Source organism: Pseudomonas sp. MPB23, assembly GCF_046605395.1.
Classification (GTDB): Bacteria; Pseudomonadota; Gammaproteobacteria; order Pseudomonadales; family Pseudomonadaceae; genus Aquipseudomonas.
Genome location: NZ_CP176771.1, coordinates 6,048,749 through 6,065,740 on the forward strand (window position 1 = coordinate 6,048,749; position 16,992 = coordinate 6,065,740).

Annotated in this window: 18 protein-coding genes; 3 read left to right on the forward strand and 15 right to left on the reverse strand. The window is 61.5% G+C overall.

From position 1 onward, the window contains the following. Position 1 precedes the first annotated feature (1 nt). The 6 genes from ACLH0J_RS27500 to ppc all read right to left on the reverse strand — a co-directional run bounded on the left by ACLH0J_RS27500 (position 2) and on the right by ppc (position 6,499). Positions 2 to 829 (reverse strand): oxaloacetate decarboxylase, encoded by an 828-nt coding sequence (locus tag ACLH0J_RS27500; RefSeq protein WP_411389902.1) that lies wholly within the window; start codon positions 827 to 829, stop codon positions 2 to 4. Between the two features lie 27 nt (positions 830 to 856). Next, a complete protein-coding gene (locus ACLH0J_RS27505) occupies positions 857 to 1,717 on the reverse strand; it encodes a DUF72 domain-containing protein (RefSeq protein WP_411389903.1) in 861 nt (286 codons plus the stop codon). Further along, entirely contained in the window at positions 1,717 to 2,007 is a 291-nt protein-coding gene (locus ACLH0J_RS27510) for a hypothetical protein (RefSeq protein WP_411389904.1), read from the reverse strand. Before ACLH0J_RS27510 ends, ACLH0J_RS27505 begins: the two co-directional genes overlap by 1 nt. 161 nt (positions 2,008 to 2,168) lie before the next feature. After that, positions 2,169 to 2,855: a tRNA (adenosine(37)-N6)-threonylcarbamoyltransferase complex dimerization subunit type 1 TsaB gene (tsaB, locus tag ACLH0J_RS27515; RefSeq protein ID WP_411389905.1), complete on the reverse strand. Its 687-nt coding sequence runs from the start codon at positions 2,853 to 2,855 to the stop codon at positions 2,169 to 2,171. Positions 2,856 to 2,945: 90 nt separating this feature from the next. Further along, positions 2,946 to 3,593 (reverse strand): adenylate kinase, encoded by a 648-nt coding sequence (adk, locus tag ACLH0J_RS27520; protein WP_010563492.1) that lies wholly within the window; start codon positions 3,591 to 3,593, stop codon positions 2,946 to 2,948. A 278-nt stretch (positions 3,594 to 3,871) separates the two neighbouring features. Further along, a complete protein-coding gene (gene ppc / locus ACLH0J_RS27525; protein WP_411389906.1) occupies positions 3,872 to 6,499 on the reverse strand; it encodes a phosphoenolpyruvate carboxylase in 2,628 nt (875 codons plus the stop codon). Positions 6,500 to 6,683: 184 nt separating this feature from the next. Here ppc and ACLH0J_RS27530 point away from each other — a divergent pair, with 184 nt between their 5' ends. From ACLH0J_RS27530 to ACLH0J_RS27540, 3 genes are all read left to right on the forward strand, one after another. Then, positions 6,684 to 7,028: a pilin assembly protein gene (locus ACLH0J_RS27530; RefSeq protein WP_411389907.1), complete on the forward strand. Its 345-nt coding sequence runs from the start codon at positions 6,684 to 6,686 to the stop codon at positions 7,026 to 7,028. A 284-nt stretch (positions 7,029 to 7,312) separates the two neighbouring features. Beyond that, positions 7,313 to 7,738, forward strand: coding sequence for a DUF4398 domain-containing protein (locus ACLH0J_RS27535; RefSeq protein ID WP_411389908.1), 426 nt, complete (start codon positions 7,313 to 7,315; stop codon positions 7,736 to 7,738). A gap of 55 nt (positions 7,739 to 7,793) precedes the next feature. Then, complete coding sequence (locus tag ACLH0J_RS27540; protein ID WP_411389909.1) at positions 7,794 to 8,579, forward strand: OmpA family protein; 786 nt, start codon at positions 7,794 to 7,796, stop codon at positions 8,577 to 8,579. Between the two features lie 54 nt (positions 8,580 to 8,633). On the opposite strand, the gene ACLH0J_RS27545 is transcribed toward ACLH0J_RS27540, so the two are convergent. The 9 genes from ACLH0J_RS27545 to ACLH0J_RS27585 all read right to left on the reverse strand — a co-directional run bounded on the left by ACLH0J_RS27545 (position 8,634) and on the right by ACLH0J_RS27585 (position 16,982). Beyond that, the gene (locus ACLH0J_RS27545) at positions 8,634 to 8,909 is read right to left on the reverse strand and encodes a hypothetical protein (RefSeq protein WP_411389910.1); all 276 of its coding nucleotides are present in this window, start codon (positions 8,907 to 8,909) and stop codon (positions 8,634 to 8,636) included. Between the two features lie 139 nt (positions 8,910 to 9,048). Then, positions 9,049 to 9,375 (reverse strand): hypothetical protein, encoded by a 327-nt coding sequence (locus ACLH0J_RS27550; protein WP_411389911.1) that lies wholly within the window; start codon positions 9,373 to 9,375, stop codon positions 9,049 to 9,051. Next, complete coding sequence (locus tag ACLH0J_RS27555; protein WP_411389912.1) at positions 9,372 to 10,277, reverse strand: alpha/beta hydrolase; 906 nt, start codon at positions 10,275 to 10,277, stop codon at positions 9,372 to 9,374. Before ACLH0J_RS27555 ends, ACLH0J_RS27550 begins: the two co-directional genes overlap by 4 nt. Before the next feature lie 169 nt (positions 10,278 to 10,446). Further along, positions 10,447 to 11,724, reverse strand: a complete 1,278-nt coding sequence (locus ACLH0J_RS27560) for a flavohemoglobin expression-modulating QEGLA motif protein (RefSeq protein ID WP_411389913.1) — start codon at positions 11,722 to 11,724, stop codon at positions 10,447 to 10,449. Between the two features lie 21 nt (positions 11,725 to 11,745). Beyond that, positions 11,746 to 12,294, reverse strand: coding sequence for a hypothetical protein (locus ACLH0J_RS27565; protein ID WP_411389914.1), 549 nt, complete (start codon positions 12,292 to 12,294; stop codon positions 11,746 to 11,748). 16 nt (positions 12,295 to 12,310) lie between these two features. Further along, complete coding sequence (locus tag ACLH0J_RS27570; RefSeq protein ID WP_411389915.1) at positions 12,311 to 13,027, reverse strand: TetR/AcrR family transcriptional regulator; 717 nt, start codon at positions 13,025 to 13,027, stop codon at positions 12,311 to 12,313. A 107-nt stretch (positions 13,028 to 13,134) separates the two neighbouring features. After that, entirely contained in the window at positions 13,135 to 14,637 is a 1,503-nt protein-coding gene (gene lysS, locus ACLH0J_RS27575) for a lysine--tRNA ligase (protein ID WP_046490136.1), read from the reverse strand. Positions 14,638 to 14,714: 77 nt separating this feature from the next. After that, positions 14,715 to 15,810, reverse strand: a protein-coding gene (prfB, locus tag ACLH0J_RS27580) for a peptide chain release factor 2 (protein WP_108240705.1) whose coding sequence is annotated in 2 segments (ribosomal slippage) — positions 14,715 to 15,737 and positions 15,739 to 15,810 — 1,095 coding nt in all. Because the reading frame shifts where the segments join, the coding sequence is not laid out codon by codon here. A gap of 170 nt (positions 15,811 to 15,980) precedes the next feature. Continuing rightward, positions 15,981 to 16,982 carry a diguanylate cyclase gene (locus ACLH0J_RS27585; protein ID WP_411389916.1) on the reverse strand — a complete coding sequence of 334 codons (1,002 nt, stop codon included), beginning with the start codon at positions 16,980 to 16,982 and terminating at the stop codon, positions 15,981 to 15,983. Positions 16,983 to 16,992 lie beyond the last annotated feature (10 nt).

Here is a 16,992-nt window from a genome sequence, read left to right on the forward strand (position 1 = left end):
CTCAGTCCTTGAAGAACTGGTTGGCGGTGTTGAAGGGCATCGAACGCTCGGTAAAGGTGAACGTGCCCCGCTCGTATACCTCCTGCGCCGCCCGGTAAAACTCACCATAGGCCGCCAGCGCCATGGCCGAGCCCACGCTGATACGCCTGACACCCATCTCGCTCAACTGCGCCACGCTCAGTTTCAGCCCGCCGGACATCAACACGTTCACAGGCTTCGGGGCGACGGCCTTGACCACCGCCAGCACCTCCTCGGCACTGCTCAGGCCCGGCGCGTAGAGTACGTCGGCACCGGCTTCGGCGTAGGCCTGCAGGCGGCGGATGGTGTCGGGCAAATCCAGGCGACCGTGCAGGAGGTTCTCTGCGCGGGCCGTCAGGGTGAACGGAAATGGCAGGCTGCGAGCGGCGGCCACGGCGGCTTCCACGCGCTGCACGGACAGGTCGAAGGGATAGATCGGGTCAACGGCAATGCCGGTGGCATCTTCGATGGAACCCCCGACGATACCGCTGGCCGCAGCGCGCAGGATGGTGTGGGCACAGCCTTCGGGGATGTCGCTGAAGCCGTTTTCCAAGTCCGCCGCGACCGGCAAGGTGGTCGCCCTGGCAATCATGCCGGCATTGGCCAGTGTGTCTTCCAGGGACAGTGCCCCTTCAGCATCCGGCCGCCCCAGGCTGAAGGCATAGCCCGCGCTGGTGGTGGCCAGGGCCTCGAAACCGAGACTGGCGAGCATGACCGCCGAGCCCGCATCCCACGGGTTGGGCATCACAAACGCACGATCACGTTCATGCAAGGCCTTGAAGGTTTCGGCACGAAGGGCTTGGGCATCCATGACTGACTCCTGGCGGGAAAAGGTGCCCTAGAGTAACCCCAGTTGCTCCACAGCGGGCTCGCGATGCAAGGTCGGCAGTGCCGGCAGGCCGGGCAGGCGCGCCATCAGCTTGTCATGGAAGCGCAGGGCCAGTTGCGCGGCGAGGCGGTTGTCGGAGGTATGCAGGAACATGTAGGGCGTGCGCCCTTCTTCGATCCAGCCGGCGATTTTTTCCACCCAGGGGATCAGGAACGGATCGTTGGCCTCAAGCTCCGGATGGCCGATAAAGCGCACCTGGGGAAACAGGGTCAGCGCCGCCGGACGTGGCGGTACCTTGGGCTTTTTCGATTGAGCATGCAGCACGGCCGCTGAGGTGGATGTGCAACTGAACAGCGCACGCGGATCGAGGCAGATGCGTTCGACGCCACGGTCACGCAGCAGCCGATTGAGCCTGCGCTCGGCATCGCCCTTGGCGAAGAATTCCGAGTGGCGCACTTCCACGGCCAGCGGGCGTTCCAGCCCGTCGATAAAACCGGCCAGCTCGCCAAGGCGTTGCGGCGAAAAGCTCGCCGACAGTTGCAGCCACAGCGGTGAAACGCGCTCGCCCAACGGCCTCATCAGGCCGACGAAGCTTTCCGCCGCCGGCAACTGCTCACGCAGGTCGCCACCATGGCTGATATCGCCGGGGAATTTGGCGGTGAAGCGAAAGTTGTCAGGCATGATTTCGGCCCAGCGCTGCACGGTGGCGGCCGAGGGGCGAGCATAAAACGTGGTGTTGCCTTCAACAGCGTTGAAGACTTGGGAATACAAGGCCAGGTAGTCGCTGGAACGGGCATCGGCGGGGTACAGGTACTCGCGCCAGGCGTTTTCGCTCCAGGATGGGCAACCGATGTAGTAAGGCAGGCACATCAGATGTGGATGTCGAGGCCCAGCACTTCCATATCCCATTCGACGAAACCGGCGGTGGTCAGGTAGCTGGCCAGGGCGGTGGCGACGTTCTTGCTCATGGAGCGCGGGAACACCATGTCTTGCTGACGGGCGGGAAGACCGCTGATACGAGCGCTGGCGGCGCCTTGGGCTTCGGACTGTACGTCGATGAAGTCCGGCGAATCCTCGACGGAATCGTCTACCGTGGCGTTTGCCTTACGCGGCTTACGCTTGATGGGGTAGGACTGTGAGGAAAAGCCGTCTATACGCATCGATGCGAACTCGGTATCGGTGATGGCATTTTAGTGGCGCAATCCATGGCGCGCAAATGCTCTGGTGATAACTAGAACACATAATTTGAAAAAGGTTTAAAAACGGCGGTAAATTCTGATGATTGGCGGCTTTTAGCCCAAATTGCCATCACTTTTTGCCTTCATAGGATCCCGCGTTCGGCCTTGGTTTGCGCCACCTTATCCCGCAGGTAAACCGGCGCGGCCTGGTCGGCAGCCATGGCCTCGCCACGCTCGAAAGCGAAGCGCGCCAGGGTCAGCAGGTCTTCGGCATGGGGCAACATCGCAGCGTCCTGCCCCGCCACGTGCACGCCGATGCGTTCGCCATAACCCCACCCGGTGCCAGCACCGAACCAATCGCCGCTGGCGTCGACCGGCAATGCCGCCGACTCCGGTGGCTGCACGGCCTCTACGCCAATCAGGCGCATTTCGCCGGCCGTTTCGCGGTAGCAGCCCCAATAAACTTCGTCCATGCGCGCATCAATGGCCGCCGCGACTTGCCGTGCACCGTGTTCACGCAACGCGCGCTGTGCCAGCACTGCCAGGTTGGAGACCGGCAACACTGGACGCTCCAGCGCAAAGGCCAGGCCCTGCACCACGCCGATGGCGATACGCACACCGGTAAACGCGCCCGGGCCACGGCCGAACGCGATGGCATCGACAGCGGCCAGGGTGATGCCGGCGTCTTCGAGCAGTTGCTTGATCATCGGCAACAGCTTCTGCGCGTGCAGGCGCGGGATCACCTCGTAGTGGCTCGTGACCTTGCCATCGTGCAGCAAGGCAACGGAGCAAGCTTCAGTCGCAGTGTCCAGGGCCAGCAGGGTGCTCATCGGTGTCGGTGTCCAAGTTGAAAAAAAGTGCGCCAGTATAAACAACAACGGCCCGCAAGCGGGCCGTTGTCGATGAAGCCGGTCGTTCGATCAGCTCAGTGCTTGCAGCACCTTGGCGGTGATCGCTTCGACCGAGCCGACGCCAGGGATGTGGCTGTACTTCGGCTTGCCCTGGGCAGCGGACAGCTTCTGGTAGAAATCCACCAGCGGCTTGGTCTGGGAATGGTAGACCGACAGGCGATGACGCACGGTTTCTTCGGTGTCGTCCTTGCGCTGCACCAGGTCTTCACCGGTGATGTCGTCCTTGCCTTCCACTTTCGGCGGGTTGTAGACGGTGTGGTACACGCGGCCCGAGGCTTCGTGGACACGACGACCGGCGATACGCTGGACGATTTCTTCGTCTTCGACGGCGATTTCGACCACGGCGTCCAGTTCGACACCGGCAGTCACCAGGGCTTCAGCCTGGGGAATGGTGCGAGGGAAGCCGTCGAAGAGGAAGCCGTTGGCGCAGTCAGGCTGCGCGATACGGTCCTGGACCAGTGCGATGATCAGGTCATCGGACACCAGGCCGCCGGCATCCATGATGCTCTTGGCTTTAATACCCAACTCGGTGCCTGCTTTTACCGCAGCGCGCAGCATGTCACCGGTGGAGATTTGTGGAATGCCAAATTTTTCAGTGATGAACTTTGCCTGAGTACCTTTACCGGCCCCGGGAGCTCCCAGCAGAATGACGCGCATCGATGTGCTCCTCAATTTTTTATAGAGATGACGCTCGGATTCGCCGCGGGGGCCAATCTCGTAAAAATGTGGGTCCAGGCCGCCCAAACGGCCAAAGGCTGATCAAGATACACAGCGGGCCCAAACCACACAAGCCGCCAAAAGTAGGAAAAACCCACGCCGTACACGCGTCATAGGTGCGGTGTGCCTGGGTGCAACCCGGCTCCATAAACATCGACCGCCCGGTTCGGGCGGTCGATGGGGTTTATCTGCAAACCGTTGAGAACAGGCAAAAAACCTCAGCCGGTGTTGCGCAGTCCCGCCGCGATTCCGGCCACGGATACCAGCAGCGCCTGTTCCAGAGGGCTGTCCTGCGCCGCTTCCTGGCGACGCGAGCGCGCCAGCAATTCGGCCTGCAGCAGGTGCAAAGGGTCGAGGTAGGTATTGCGCAGGCGGATAAACTCCAGGGTATCAGGACTGTGGGCAAGCAACTGCGACTGGCCGGTCAGGCCCAACACCACGCTGCACGCCTGCGACAATAGGTCGCGTAAGTGCGCGCCCAATGGCAACAGGTCCGGCTGCACCAGGCGCTCGTCATACAGACGGGCGATATCGGCATCGGCCTTGGCCAGCACCATTTCCAGCATATCGATGCGGGTACGGAAGAACGGCCACTGTTCGCGCATCTGCCCCAGCAGCTCGCCTTCGCCCCGGGCCAAGGCCTTGCTCAGCGCGGCTTCCCAGCCGAGCCAGGCCGGCAGCATCAGGCGGGTCTGGGTCCAGCCGAATATCCACGGGATCGCGCGCAGGCTTTCGATACCACCGGCACGGCGTTTGGCCGGGCGGCTGCCCAGGGGCAAGCGACCCAGTTCCTGCTCCGGGGTGGATTGGCGGAAGTACTCGACGAACTGCGGATTTTCCCGCACCACGGCGCGATAGGCACTGACACCGTCTGCCGCCAATTCATCCATCAAATGGCGCCAGGCAGGCTCGGGTGGCGGCGGTGGCAGCAGCGTCGCTTCCAATACTGCCGCCAGGTAAAGGTTGAGGTTCTGCTCGGCGATATCCGGCAGGCCGAATTTGAAGCGGATCATTTCGCCTTGTTCGGTGGTACGGAAACGCCCCGCCACCGACCCCGGCGGCTGCGACAGAATTGCCGCGTGGGCCGGGCCGCCGCCACGGCCGACGGTGCCGCCGCGACCATGAAACAACAGCAGTTCCACCTGTTGCTCGCGGCAAATATCCACCAGGCGTTCCTGGGCGCGGTACTGCGCCCAGGCCGCGGCGGTGGTGCCGGCATCCTTGGCCGAGTCTGAATAGCCGATCATCACTTCCTGCGGGCCCTGCAACCGCGCGCGGTAGCCCGGCAGCAGCAGTAATTGCTCGATCACGGGACCGGCGTTATCCAGGTCGGCCAGGGTTTCAAACAGCGGCACCACGCGCATCGGCCGTTGTACGCCCGACTCTTTAAGCAACAGTTGCACAGCGAGCACGTCCGACGCGGCGCCAGCCATGGAGATGACATAGGAGCCGAGTGAAGCCGCTGGGGCGGCGGCCACTTCCTTACAGGTGTTGAGCACTTCGGCGGTGTCGGCCGACGGTTTGAAATAGCCCGGCAACAGCGGTCGACGGTTGACCAGTTCCTTCATCAGGAAGCTGATGCGCATTTCTTCGTTCCAGTCCTCGTAACGCCCCAGGCCCAGGTAATCGGTGATTTCGGTCATGGCCGCGGTATGGCGACTGGAATCCTGGCGCACATCGAGACGCACCAGGAACAAACCAAAGGTCACCGCGCGACGCAGGCAATCGAGCAGCGGACCATCGGCAATCACGCCCATGCCGCACTCGTGCAGCGACTGGTAACACAGCTCCAGCGGCTCCAGCAGGTCGCGGTTGTTCTGCAGCACATCGGCCGGTGCCGGGGTCGGCGTGCTCAACGAGGCATTGGCCCATTGGCGGGTGGCGCGCAGGCGGTCACGCAGTTGCTTGAGCACGGCGCGGTAGGGTTCGATGCTGTCACCGACCTTGGCCAGTAAGGCCTTGCTGGCTTGTTGCATCGACAACTCGGAAGCCAGGTGATCGATATCGCGCAGGTACAGGTCCGCGGCCATCCAGCGCGCCAGCAACAGCACTTCGCGGGTGACCGTCGCGGTGACGTTCGGGTTGCCGTCACGGTCGCCGCCCATCCACGACGCAAAGCGAATCGGCGCCGCCTCCAGCGCCAGGCGCAGGCCGGTGGCGGCATGCAAGGCGTGATCGGCCTTGCGCAGATAATTGGGGATGGCGTGCCACAGCGAATGCTCGATCACCGCGAACCCCCACTTGGCTTCGTCCACGGGCGTAGGCCGGGTGCGGCGGATTTCCTCGGTGTGCCAGGCCTCGGCGATCAATCGTTGCAGGCGCTCGCGGATCTGCTCGCGCTCGGCGGTGGTGAGGTCGCGGTGATCCTGCAGTGCCAGTTGCGCGGCAATGGCATCGTATTTCTGGATCAGGGTGCGGCGCGCCACTTCGGTGGGGTGCGCGGTGAGGACCAGTTCGATTTCCAGGCGGCCCAACTGGCGGGCCAGGGATTCGTTACTGTGACCTTCGCGCTGCAGGCGGGCCAGCAACTCGGGCAGTACACGGGACTCGAAAGGGGCCGGTTGTGACTCATCGCGCCGGTGAATCAGTTGATACTGCTCGGCGATATTGGCCAGGTTGAGGAACTGGTTGAACGCCCGTGCCACCGGCAGCAACTCGTCTTCCTGCAACTGGTTCAAGCGGGTGCTCAGCGCATCGCCAGCACCATGACGGTCGGCTTTGGCGCCTTTGCGGATCTGCTCGATCTTGTCGAGGAACTCATCGCCGTACTGCTCTCGAATGGTGTTGCCCAACAGCTCACCCAGCAGGTGAACATCCTCACGCAAGCGTGCATCGATATCACTCATCAGCCAATCTCCAGCCAGAAATCCGGGACGCGCAAGCTTTGCAGAGTGCCGCCAGTGTCGGTTTATGACAAGACTTTAAACCTTGTGGTTTACAGCTAGTCTCATTACTGAGTCGCCGCGCTTATCCACGCGAACGACCGGTCACTCATCACCGCCCGTTACCCTGGGTTTTATTGAGGTTGCCATGAAAATTCGAGAACTGGCCCAGCATTGGGAAGAGAATGCCAAGGGTCATCTGACCAAAACCGAGTACGCGATCCACCTGGATGTGGAGGCCGCGGCCAGACTGGCGGCCATCGCGGAAATGTACCCCAAGCGCAGCGCCGAAGAACTGCTCGGCGAACTGATCGGCGCAGCCCTCGAAGAGCTGGAAGCCAGCTTTCCCTATATCAAGGGCCAACAGGTGGTTGCCACTGACGAAGAGGGCGATCCGCTGTATGAAGACGTCGGCCCTACCCCGCGTTTTCTGACCTTGTCACGCCGCTACTTGCACGACATGGCCAGCAGCGCCGACGAACACAAGCACTGACCGATCCGCGCGCACTCCCCCGCAAACTCCTTGTATTCCGGGCCTTCCACAGGCCCGGAATACTCTTGCGCGCCGTCAAAGTTCCATTTTTTTTCGCTGACCGATCAGTCAATTATCTTTTCGGGCAAATCGCCATCTTTTCTGAACTTTTGAAAAAAGCCTCCGGTCACAGCCAGTAAGCCATCACTTGGAACAGCCGTTTGAAAAGGCGCTTGGTGCTCTGCCGCCGGTGCCGCGACCGCTGACCAGTGACATGGATTTTGATGTTTTTCAGGAGTTACACCATGGAGTTGAAGACGATGAAGACCAGCACTGCCAAATCCTCGTTTAACCCTCTGCGCGGGCTGAAACTGGCCGCGCTGGCGATCGGTACCAGCTTCGTTCTTGCTGGCTGCGCCGGCAACCCTCCGAGCGAGCAGTACGCCGTAACCCAATCGGCGGTGAACAGCGCTGTCAGCGCCGGCGGCACCGAGTACGCGGCCGTGGAAATGAAGTCGGCCCAGGACAAGCTCAAGCAAGCCGAAATCGCCATGCACGACAAGAACTATGACGAAGCCCGTCGCCTGGCCGAACAAGCCGAGTGGGACGCGCGCGTCGCCGAGCGTAAAGCCCAGGCCGCCAAGGCTGAACAGGCTGTGAAGGATTCCCAGAAGGCTGTTGACGAGTTGCGCAAGGAAGGCATGCGTCCGGCTGTTATCCAGCAGCAGTAAGACGCACCCCTTGACTGCATCGCACCTGATATCGAATTGAAAGGACGACACGACTATGCGTAAACAATTGATGATCCCTGCCCTGTTGGCGATGAGCGTTGCGCTGGCGGCCTGCTCCACCCCGCCGAACGCGAACCTGGAAAACGCACGGACCAACTTCTCGGCCCTGCAGGCCAACCCGAACGCCACCAAGGTTGCCGCCCTGGAAACCAAGGACGCCCAGGATTGGCTGGACAAGGCTGACAAGGCCTACCGCGACAAGGAAGACCAGAAGAAAGTCGACCAACTGGCGTACCTGACCAACCAGCGCGTGGAAGTGGCCAAAGACACCATCTCGCTGCGCGAATCCGAAGCCAAGCTGAAAAACGCCGGCGACGAACGTGCCCGCGCCCTGCTGGAAGCCCGTGATGCGCAGATCAAGCAACTGCAAAACAGCCTGAACGCCAAGCAAACCGAGCGCGGTACCCTGGTGACCTTCGGTGACGTGCTGTTTGCGACCAACAAGTCGGATCTGAAATCCAACGGCCTGGTGAACATCACCAAGCTGGCGCAGTTCCTGCGCGATAACCCGGACCGTAAAGTGATTGTCGAAGGCTACACCGACAGCACCGGTTCCGACGCGTACAACCAGAGCCTGTCCGAGCGTCGTGCGGCCTCCGTACAGCGTGCACTGGCTCAGCAAGGCGTGGACATCTCGCGCATCGTGACCCAGGGCTATGGCAAGGAATACCCGGTTGCCGATAACGGCAGCGTCTCGGGCCGTGCGATGAACCGCCGCGTCGAAGTGACCATCTCCAACGACAACCAGCCGGTCAAGCCACGTTCGTCGATGGCGAACTGATTGATTGATGCTGCAAAGAAGAACCCCACCTGACGGTGGGGTTCTTTTTGCCTATCAGACCTGGATTTGGCGACCGTTATCACTGTCCGGCATCATCGCCTGCATGCCTTCGCGTCCGGACATCATCTTGTTGATTTGTTCGAGATCCGGCTGACCGCCAGAACCGCCAGAACCGCCGGAGCCCGAGGAGCCCCCACCGCCCTGTGCGCCACCGGCACCGCCCGAGAGCATTTCCAACAGCTTCTTGAGCAGCTCCGGATCGATCCCACCCTTCTGCTGCTCGCTGCCTTGCGCCCCCTTCTGGTCGAGGCTGTCCTGGCCCCTCGACATGCCCAACATCCTGCCTAATGCACCAACGTCCATTATCACACTCCTGGATTCGTCATTCGTAGGTTATGTGCCAGCTCTGCTGACACCCCACTCAGTGGTTTCTCACGGAATGCGGTTCCAAACATTTCAGAAATGTGGGTTATTGCTGCAACTGCGGAGTTTCCTGACCAACGCAACGCACAGCCTGTTTCTTATTGTTCACCAGCACGCCGCTGAGGCCTTTCTGTTCGGTGTCGAACATCACCAATACGCCATCCACGCATTGCGCCACTTGGGCCGCCGGGGTCAGGGAGATCTTGTAGTCCTCGCCAGGCACGGTCTTGAGCATGGTGAATTCGCTGAGCAGCAATGCATCTTCCGGTTTGGCGAAGTGCAGGTAGCCGTAGTACCACAGGCAACCGACGGTGCCGATGATGGTGCCGATGCCAGTGAGGATCAGCGGGATCATATTGCGTTCTTCGCTCATTGCGGGCTCTCTGATGAATCAACTTGGGAAGTCGGATAATTCGGAATTTCGCCGAGGCGGCGCAGGCCGTTGAAGTGCTGCGGGTCATCCAGGTACCGCAGCATCACGGTTTGCCAGGTTTTGTCGGCGAAGGTCTGCACGTGGCCACCGCGGGTCAACTGCAACACCCGGGGCGGCGGTGCGGCCTGGTACAGGCGGATAACGTTGGCCATGGGTACGATCGGGTCATCCAGGCTGTGGAACAGCAGTTTGGGCACGCCGGTCAACCGGGGCATGGCCTGGATCGCACTGTCTGCATCCGGCACCAGCCAGGACAAGGGCACTTGCAATGGCCATGTTAACCAGGCGGTGCTCAGGGCGAATTGTCCTACGTCACGATAACTGGCGGGCACGCCGTCCAGCACCAGCGCCTTGAGCCGCGACTGCCGCTCCGGGTGGGCGGCCAGGTAATGCACGGCCAACGCGCCGCCCAGGCTCTGGCCCAGGACGATCAGCGGCTGGCCCTGGGTTTCCGGGGCCTTGTCGAGCCAGGTGAATGCCGCGTCCAAGTCCTGGTAGATCGCCGGCAGCGAGGGTTTGCCTTGCGACAATCCATAGCCGCGATAGTCGAGCAAGAGCACTTGGTAGCCTTGCTCCGGCAACCACCAACTGCCGCCCAGGTGCCAGGCCAGGTTGCCGCCATTGCCATGCAGATGCAGCACCGTGCCCTTGAGCGGCACGCCGGGCTTGGCCGGCAGCCACCAGGCGTGCAGCTTGACCCCATCGGCGGTGGTCAGGGTGACGTCACGGTATGGCAGATGGGCCCTTTCCGGCGTGAACGGCAGGCCGGGTTCGGGGTAGAACAGCAGCGAACTGCAGCCGTTCAATGTGAGTAGCAGGCAAAGAATGCCGAGGATTCTCATCCGTTGAAGCCTCGTGAGCAGGTCGTAGATCTAAAGACCCATGAGATCAGACTGTAGGAACGGGCTTGCCCGCGATAGCAGTGTGTCAGTTGACACCTATGTGCCTGATGCCGCGCTATCGGGAGCAAGCCCCCCACATGTTTTGAAGCGGTTGCGTCAGTCACATCCTTTACAGGATGTTGGAGTAATCCGCCTCGATCCGGTCCAGGCTCAAGTGGTTGAGGAAGTTGGAGAAGCACATCCACGCCGCCAACGCGTTCATGTCGCGGAACTGCTCGGGCAGGTACTTGGGCGGCACCACCAGGCCTTCGTCGATCAGTTGACGCAGGGTGCGCATGTCTTCCAGGGTGGTCTTGCCGCAAAACAGCAGCGGCACTTGTTCCAGCTTGCCTTTACGGACAGCCAGCTGGATGTAGTTGTAGACCATGATGAAGCCCTTGAGGTAGGACAAATCCTTGGTAAATGGCAGACCGGTCGGCACTGAACCACGGAATACCCGGCTGGCATTGCCGTAGCTTTCGGCCATTTCAAAGCCCTGCTCACGGAAGAACTCGAACACCTGCAGGAAATCGGCGCCCTCTTCCACCATATGGATGGCGCGGGTGCGATTGGTCAGTTTGCGCAGGCGGCTGGGGTAGGACGCGAAGGTGATGATCTCCATCAGAATCGCCAGGCCTTCCTGAGTCACGGTGGACGACGGCGGGCCCTTGGACAAAAAGGTGCAGATCGGCTGGTTCAGGCCGTTGAGGGTGGTGCCCACGTGCACCAGGCCTTCGTGCACTTCCAGCGCACGCACGTCGCGCTCGTTGAACATCGCATCGGCGCGGATCTTGATGTAGTCGGCACCCGCCGCCGCATCGGCGACGATCCCGTCGGACTCGAACACGCGGATGGTTTCCTCGGCCTCGCCAAACACCCGGTTCAGGCGGGTTTGCAGCAGGGCAACGGCGTCCTTGGCGGTCAGGGTCTTGGCTTCGTCCTTGAGGTCGCCGCGGCCGTCGATGTTATTCAGGTAATCGGAGAGCATCAGGCCCAGGTCAGCCAGGGTCGGATCGCCAGCGTGGAAGGCATCGGAGGCGGCGCCATAGAGTTCCTGGGAAATCAGGCCGAAGTCCTCGGTGCCCCGTGCTTCGAGCATGCGCACCACCATCCGGTACTCCCGGCACATGCGGCGCATGATCTGCCCCACCGGGCTGAACTGGCCGAGGCGGCGGGTGATGTCGCGCTCGATGTTCTGGAATTCCAGCTTCACCGCGCTCGAATCGAACGACAGTGGCCGGTTCAGGTAATAGTCGCGATCCACGGCGGGCATGGCCTTGCCCTTGGCCTTGAGGAATCCCTGACGGATGTTTTCGTCCCATTTCACCGCGTCGAGGACACGAATCGGTGTTTGCGCCAGCACAATGCGATCAGACAAGGTGCGTATCGTCTGCTGGTAATCGTCCACCCGGTGCTTCCTCTTAAAACGTTATTGGCCCGCGCGCTGGTAGCGCGCGGCTTCAACGAACACATCGGCGTTGGCCGGGTTGTCCAGGTAGGCAAACACCTGGTTCATGGGGCTGTCCACCAGCACCCCGGCGCCTTCGACGGTGTCTACAGGGCTGCCATGCAAGGCTTGCTGGCCTATCGCTTGATGGATCTGCTCAAGGTCGAGGTTGTAGACCACCAATTCGTGCTTATCGTCAAATTCAAAGCCGGCCAGGACGTAATGCCCACCGAGTTTTGCCGGCAACGGCGCCGACAGGTACCAGCGGCCGCCATGGCGCGAGACGCTGAACAGGTACTCATCGCGCTGACCCGGCTTGGCTGTAGGGTAGCTCACGGCTTTGTAGCGATGTTGCCCGGCGCGGGTGATGGTCAGGTTGAGCGGCTCGCCCCAGGCATTCTTGCTGCTCCATTGGCCCAGTAAGGCCTTGGGCGCGGCTTCAGTGGCCGGCAGCGGGTCCTTGAAGGTCACCAGGCAACCGCTGAGGAGCAGGAACGACAACGCGATGACCGCGACACGCCAGGTTTTCATTGGACATCCCCCGGTGTCAGACCGAGGCCAACACCAAATGCATGTAACGCTTGAGGATCTCAAGCATCTCGTCAGCGGTCAGAGGCTCTGCGCCGCCCAGCAGGCCCTGATATTCCATCCGACCGATTATCGCCGTCAACACTTTGGCATCCTGTTGCGGCTCACGCGAGCCCAATACCTGGAAAAACTGCCCGGTGCCCTGCAACAGGATCTGCTGGTGGGAACGCACCAGCTCGGCCAGGCGCGGGTTGAGCAAGGCTTCCTGGCGAAAGGCCTGTTCGGCCATCAGGTGTTCGCGACGGTTGCTCAACTGGCGCATGACGTAATCGGCGGTCAGCCGCGCAATGTCATCGGCCAGTTGCGAACGCGATTCCGGGCTGCCATCGCCGTAGGCGACCATCTCACGCAGCAGGCCTTCGTTGCGCACCCACAAATTGCCCATGAAGGCGGCGCTGCGCTCGACGTATTGGGCGAAGGTATCGGTGAGCAGGTCGTCGATGTCCTTGAAGTAGTACGTCGTCGCCGATAACGGCACCCCCGCCTCCGCCGCCACTGCACGGTGGCGCACGGCCCGCACGCCGTCACGCACCACGATGCGCATGGCGGCATCGAGAATGTCTTGCCTGCGCTGCTCGCTGCCCCGACGACTGGCCTTGCGGCCCTGGTACTGGACGCTTTCAGCCACGGCAGCGGCGATGCCGGCGGCGCCTTCTTGAGCGATTACGCGGTTCACGACTCACATCCTTGAATAGATCAAAAACCCGGCGCTGTTTGCTTGACGCTTATAAACGCCGCATAAAAAAGCCGCCTTATAAAAGGCGGCTCTGGATTTCCCTACGGTTACGCTTGTGGCCGCATGTGCGGGAACAAGATCACGTCGCGGATCGACGGCGAGTTGGTCAACAACATCACCAGGCGGTCGATACCGATACCTTCACCGGCGGTTGGCGGCATGCCGTATTCCAGGGCGCGCACGAAGTCGGCGTCATAGTGCATGGCTTCGTCGTCGCCGGCGTCCTTGTCGGCCACCTGGGCCATGAAGCGCTCGGCCTGGTCTTCCGCGTCGTTCAGCTCGGAGTAGGCGTTGGCGATTTCACGGCCGCCGATGAACAGTTCGAAACGGTCGGTGACGTTCGGGTTGTCATCGTTGCGACGGGCCAGCGGCGACACTTCGAACGGGTACTGGGTAATGAAGTGCGGCTGTTCCAGCTTGTGCTCCACCAACTCTTCGAAAATCATCACCTGCAGCTTGCCCAGGCCTTCGAAGCCGAGCACCTTGGCCCCGGCTTTCTTGGCGATGGCGCGGGCCTTGTCGATGTCGGTCAGGTCGTCGGCGGTCAGCTCGGGGTTGTACTTGAGGATCGAGTCGAACACCGACAGACGCACGAACGGCTCGCCGAAGTGGAATACCTTGTCGCCGTACGGCACGTCGGTGCTGCCCAGGACCAACTGCGCCAGCTCGCGGAACAGTTCTTCGGTCAGGTCCATGTTGTCTTCGTAGTCGGCGTAGGCCTGGTAGAACTCCAACATGGTGAATTCCGGGTTGTGCCGGGTCGAGACGCCTTCGTTGCGGAAGTTGCGGTTGATCTCGAAGACTTTCTCGAAGCCGCCGACCACCAGGCGCTTGAGGTACAGCTCCGGCGCGATACGCAGGTACATGCCCATGTCCAGCGCGTTGTGGTGGGTCTCGAACGGCTTGGCTGCGGCACCACCGGGGATGGTCTGCAGCATCGGGGTTTCCACTTCCAGGAAGTCACGCTTCATCAGGAAGGCGCGGGTGTGGGCAATCACTTGCGAACGCACGCGGAAGGTGTGGCGCACGTCTTCGTTGACGATCAAGTCAACGTAGCGCTGGCGATAACGCTGCTCGGTGTCGGACAGGCCGTGGTGCTTGTCCGGCAGCGGGCGCAGGGATTTGGTCAGCAGGCGCACGCTGGTCATTTCAACGTACAGGTCGCCTTTGCCGGAACGGGCCAGGGTGCCTTCGGCGGCGATGATGTCGCCCAGGTCCCAGGTTTTCACGGCGGCCAGGGTTTCTTCCGGCAGGGTCTTGCGGTTGACGTAGACCTGGATGCGCCCGGACATGTCCTGGATCACCATGAACGAGCCACGGTTGAGCATGATGCGACCTGCCACCTTGACCGGGATCGCAGCCTCTGCCAGCTCTTCCTTGGTCTTGTCCGCGTATTGCTTCTGCAAGTCTTCGCAGTAGGCGTCGCGACGGAAGTCGTTGGGGAAGGCATTGCCCTTGGCGCGCTCGGCGGCAAGCTTTTCCTTGCGCAGGGCGATCAGGGAATTTTCTTCCTGTTGCAGGGCTTGCGGGTCGAGTTGTTGGTCGCTCATGTCTTTAGATTTTCCATCAGGTTCGTTGTCCCCGACCTGCGGCCGGGGATCGCCGGCCAAGCCGGCTCCTACAGTCTTTACAGGCCCGATTTCAGGCTGGCTTCCAGGTATTCGTCGATGTCGCCGTCGAGCACCTTGTCGCAGTCGCTGCGTTCGATGTTAGTGCGCAGATCCTTGATTCGCGACGCATCGAGCACGTACGAACGGATCTGGTGACCCCAGCCGATATCCGACTTGGTGTCTTCCAGCGCCTGGGAAGCGGCGTTGCGTTTCTGCATTTCCTGCTCGTACAACTTGGCCCGCAGCATTTTCATGGCGGTGTCCTTGTTCGCGTGCTGGGAACGTTCGTTCTGGCAGCTGACCACGGTGTTGGTCGGTACGTGGGTGATACGTACGGCCGAGTCGGTGGTGTTTACGTGCTGGCCACCGGCACCGGAGGAGCGATAGGTGTCGATCCGCAGGTCGGCCGGGTTGATCTCGATTTCCACCTTGTCGTCGATCTCGGGCGACACGAATACCGCAGAGAACGAGGTGTGGCGACGGTTGCCGGAGTCGAACGGGCTCTTGCGCACCAGGCGATGCACGCCGATCTCGGTACGCAGCCAGCCGAAGGCGTATTCACCCTTGATGTGCACGGTGGCGCCTTTGATGCCGGCGACTTCACCGGCCGACAGCTCCATGATGGTCGCGTCGAAACCGCGTTTGTCGGCCCAGCGCAGGTACATGCGCAACAGGATGTTGGCCCAGTCCTGGGCTTCGGTGCCGCCGGAACCGGCCTGGATGTCCAGGTAGGCGTTGTTCGGGTCCATTTCGTGGCTGAACATGCGACGGAATTCAAGCTTGGCGAGGTTTTCCTCGAGACGGGCCAGCTCGGCGACGACATCGCCCACTGCGCCTTCGTCGTTTTCTTCGACGGCCATGTCCAGCAGGTCGCGGCAATCGCCCAGACCGGTGTTCAGTTCGTCGAGGGTGTCGACGATCTGCGCCAGCGCAGAGCGCTCGCGGCCCAGTTCCTGGGCGTATTCAGGTTTGTTCCAGACACTCGGATCTTCAAGCTCGCGGTTGACTTCAGTCAGACGCTCATGCTTTTGATCGTAGTCAAAGATACCCCCGAATAGTTTCGGAGCGCTCGGACAGGTCCTTGATGGTGTTAAGGATCGGGTTGATTTCCATGGCGGGCAGCACTCGTTGGCGAACTTTTGAAAGCCGGCGAGTATAACGGCAAACAGCCGACAACGGCAGTCCGCTTGGCGAAAAGGCGGGGTTTGCAGGCACGCTGCAGAACAATGAACAACGCCTGTGGGAGGGCTGGCTCCCACATTTGGATTGGCTACGGTCTCAAGTCATTCGATGCCGACCTGATTGCGCCCGTTATTCTTGGCCGTATACAACCCCTTGTCCGCCGCCATGATCAGTTTCCGGCAATCGGTGCCTTGTACCGGGGTCATGGTCGACAGGCCGATGCTGATGGTCAGGCTTGCGCCTTCCGCCGGGGCGATGTGCGGGATTTTCAGCGCGGCGACGGCCATGCGCAGCTTTTCGGCCACCAGCCGCGCACCGCCCGGCGAGGTGTTGGGCAGCACCAGGGCGAATTCTTCGCCGCCGTAGCGCGCCGGCAGGTCCGAAGGGCGGCTGCTGGCTTCGCGGATGGCGGCGGCGACCTTGCGCAGGGCTTCGTCGCCTTCGACGTGGCCGAAGCTGTCGTTATAGGTCTTGAAGAAATCCACGTCGATCATCAGCAACGACAACTGGGTCTGGTCGCGCATGGCGCGGCGCCATTCCAGTTCCAGGTATTCGTCGAAGTGCCGGCGGTTGGACAGCCCGGTGAGGCCGTCGGAGTTCATCAGCCGTTGCAGCACCAGATTGGTGTCGAGCAACTGTTGCTGGCTGACCCGCAGCGCGCGATACGCCGCGTCCCGCTGCAGCAGGGTCATGTACGAACGCGAGTGATAGCGGATGCGCGCCACCAGTTCGATGTTGTCCGGCAGCTTGACCAGGTAATCGTTGGCCCCGGCCGCGAACGCCGCGCTTTTGATCAGTGGGTCTTCCTTGGTGGAAAGCACGATGATCGGGATGTTCTGCGTGGCCGGGTGGTTGCGGTATTCGCGCACCAGGGTCAGGCCGTCGAGGCCGGGCATCACCAGGTCCTGCAGGATGACGGTCGGTTTGATCCGGATCGCCTGGGCGATGGCCTGGTGCGGATCTGCGCAAAAGTGAAAGTCGATGTTTTCTTCATGGGCCAAGCCACGCCGCACCGCCTCGCCGATCATGGCCTGGTCGTCGACCAGCAACACCATGGCGGCGTTTTCGTCGGTCTTGATGTCGTCGATCTGTAAATCATTCATGTGCAGTCAC

Coding starts and splice junctions, on each gene's coding strand:
- ACLH0J_RS27510 (WP_411389904.1), bottom strand. CDS start 2,007: ATGCGTATAGACGGCTTTTCCTCACAGTCCTACCCCATCAAGCGTAAG.
- ACLH0J_RS27555 (WP_411389912.1), bottom strand. CDS start 10,277: ATGAGAATCCTCGGCATTCTTTGCCTGCTACTCACATTGAACGGCTGC.
- lysS (WP_046490136.1), bottom strand. CDS start 14,637: ATGAGCGACCAACAACTCGACCCGCAAGCCCTGCAACAGGAAGAAAAT.
- ACLH0J_RS27505 (WP_411389903.1), bottom strand. CDS start 1,717: ATGTGCCTGCCTTACTACATCGGTTGCCCATCCTGGAGCGAAAACGCC.
- ACLH0J_RS27540 (WP_411389909.1), top strand. CDS start 7,794: ATGCGTAAACAATTGATGATCCCTGCCCTGTTGGCGATGAGCGTTGCG.
- ACLH0J_RS27535 (WP_411389908.1), top strand. CDS start 7,313: ATGGAGTTGAAGACGATGAAGACCAGCACTGCCAAATCCTCGTTTAAC.
- tsaB (WP_411389905.1), bottom strand. CDS start 2,855: ATGAGCACCCTGCTGGCCCTGGACACTGCGACTGAAGCTTGCTCCGTT.
- ACLH0J_RS27585 (WP_411389916.1), bottom strand. CDS start 16,982: ATGAATGATTTACAGATCGACGACATCAAGACCGACGAAAACGCCGCC.
- ACLH0J_RS27545 (WP_411389910.1), bottom strand. CDS start 8,909: ATGTCGAGGGGCCAGGACAGCCTCGACCAGAAGGGGGCGCAAGGCAGC.
- ACLH0J_RS27500 (WP_411389902.1), bottom strand. CDS start 829: ATGGATGCCCAAGCCCTTCGTGCCGAAACCTTCAAGGCCTTGCATGAA.
- ACLH0J_RS27550 (WP_411389911.1), bottom strand. CDS start 9,375: ATGAGCGAAGAACGCAATATGATCCCGCTGATCCTCACTGGCATCGGC.
- ppc (WP_411389906.1), bottom strand. CDS start 6,499: ATGAGTGATATCGATGCACGCTTGCGTGAGGATGTTCACCTGCTGGGT.
- adk (WP_010563492.1), bottom strand. CDS start 3,593: ATGCGCGTCATTCTGCTGGGAGCTCCCGGGGCCGGTAAAGGTACTCAG.
- ACLH0J_RS27530 (WP_411389907.1), top strand. CDS start 6,684: ATGAAAATTCGAGAACTGGCCCAGCATTGGGAAGAGAATGCCAAGGGT.
- ACLH0J_RS27565 (WP_411389914.1), bottom strand. CDS start 12,294: ATGAAAACCTGGCGTGTCGCGGTCATCGCGTTGTCGTTCCTGCTCCTC.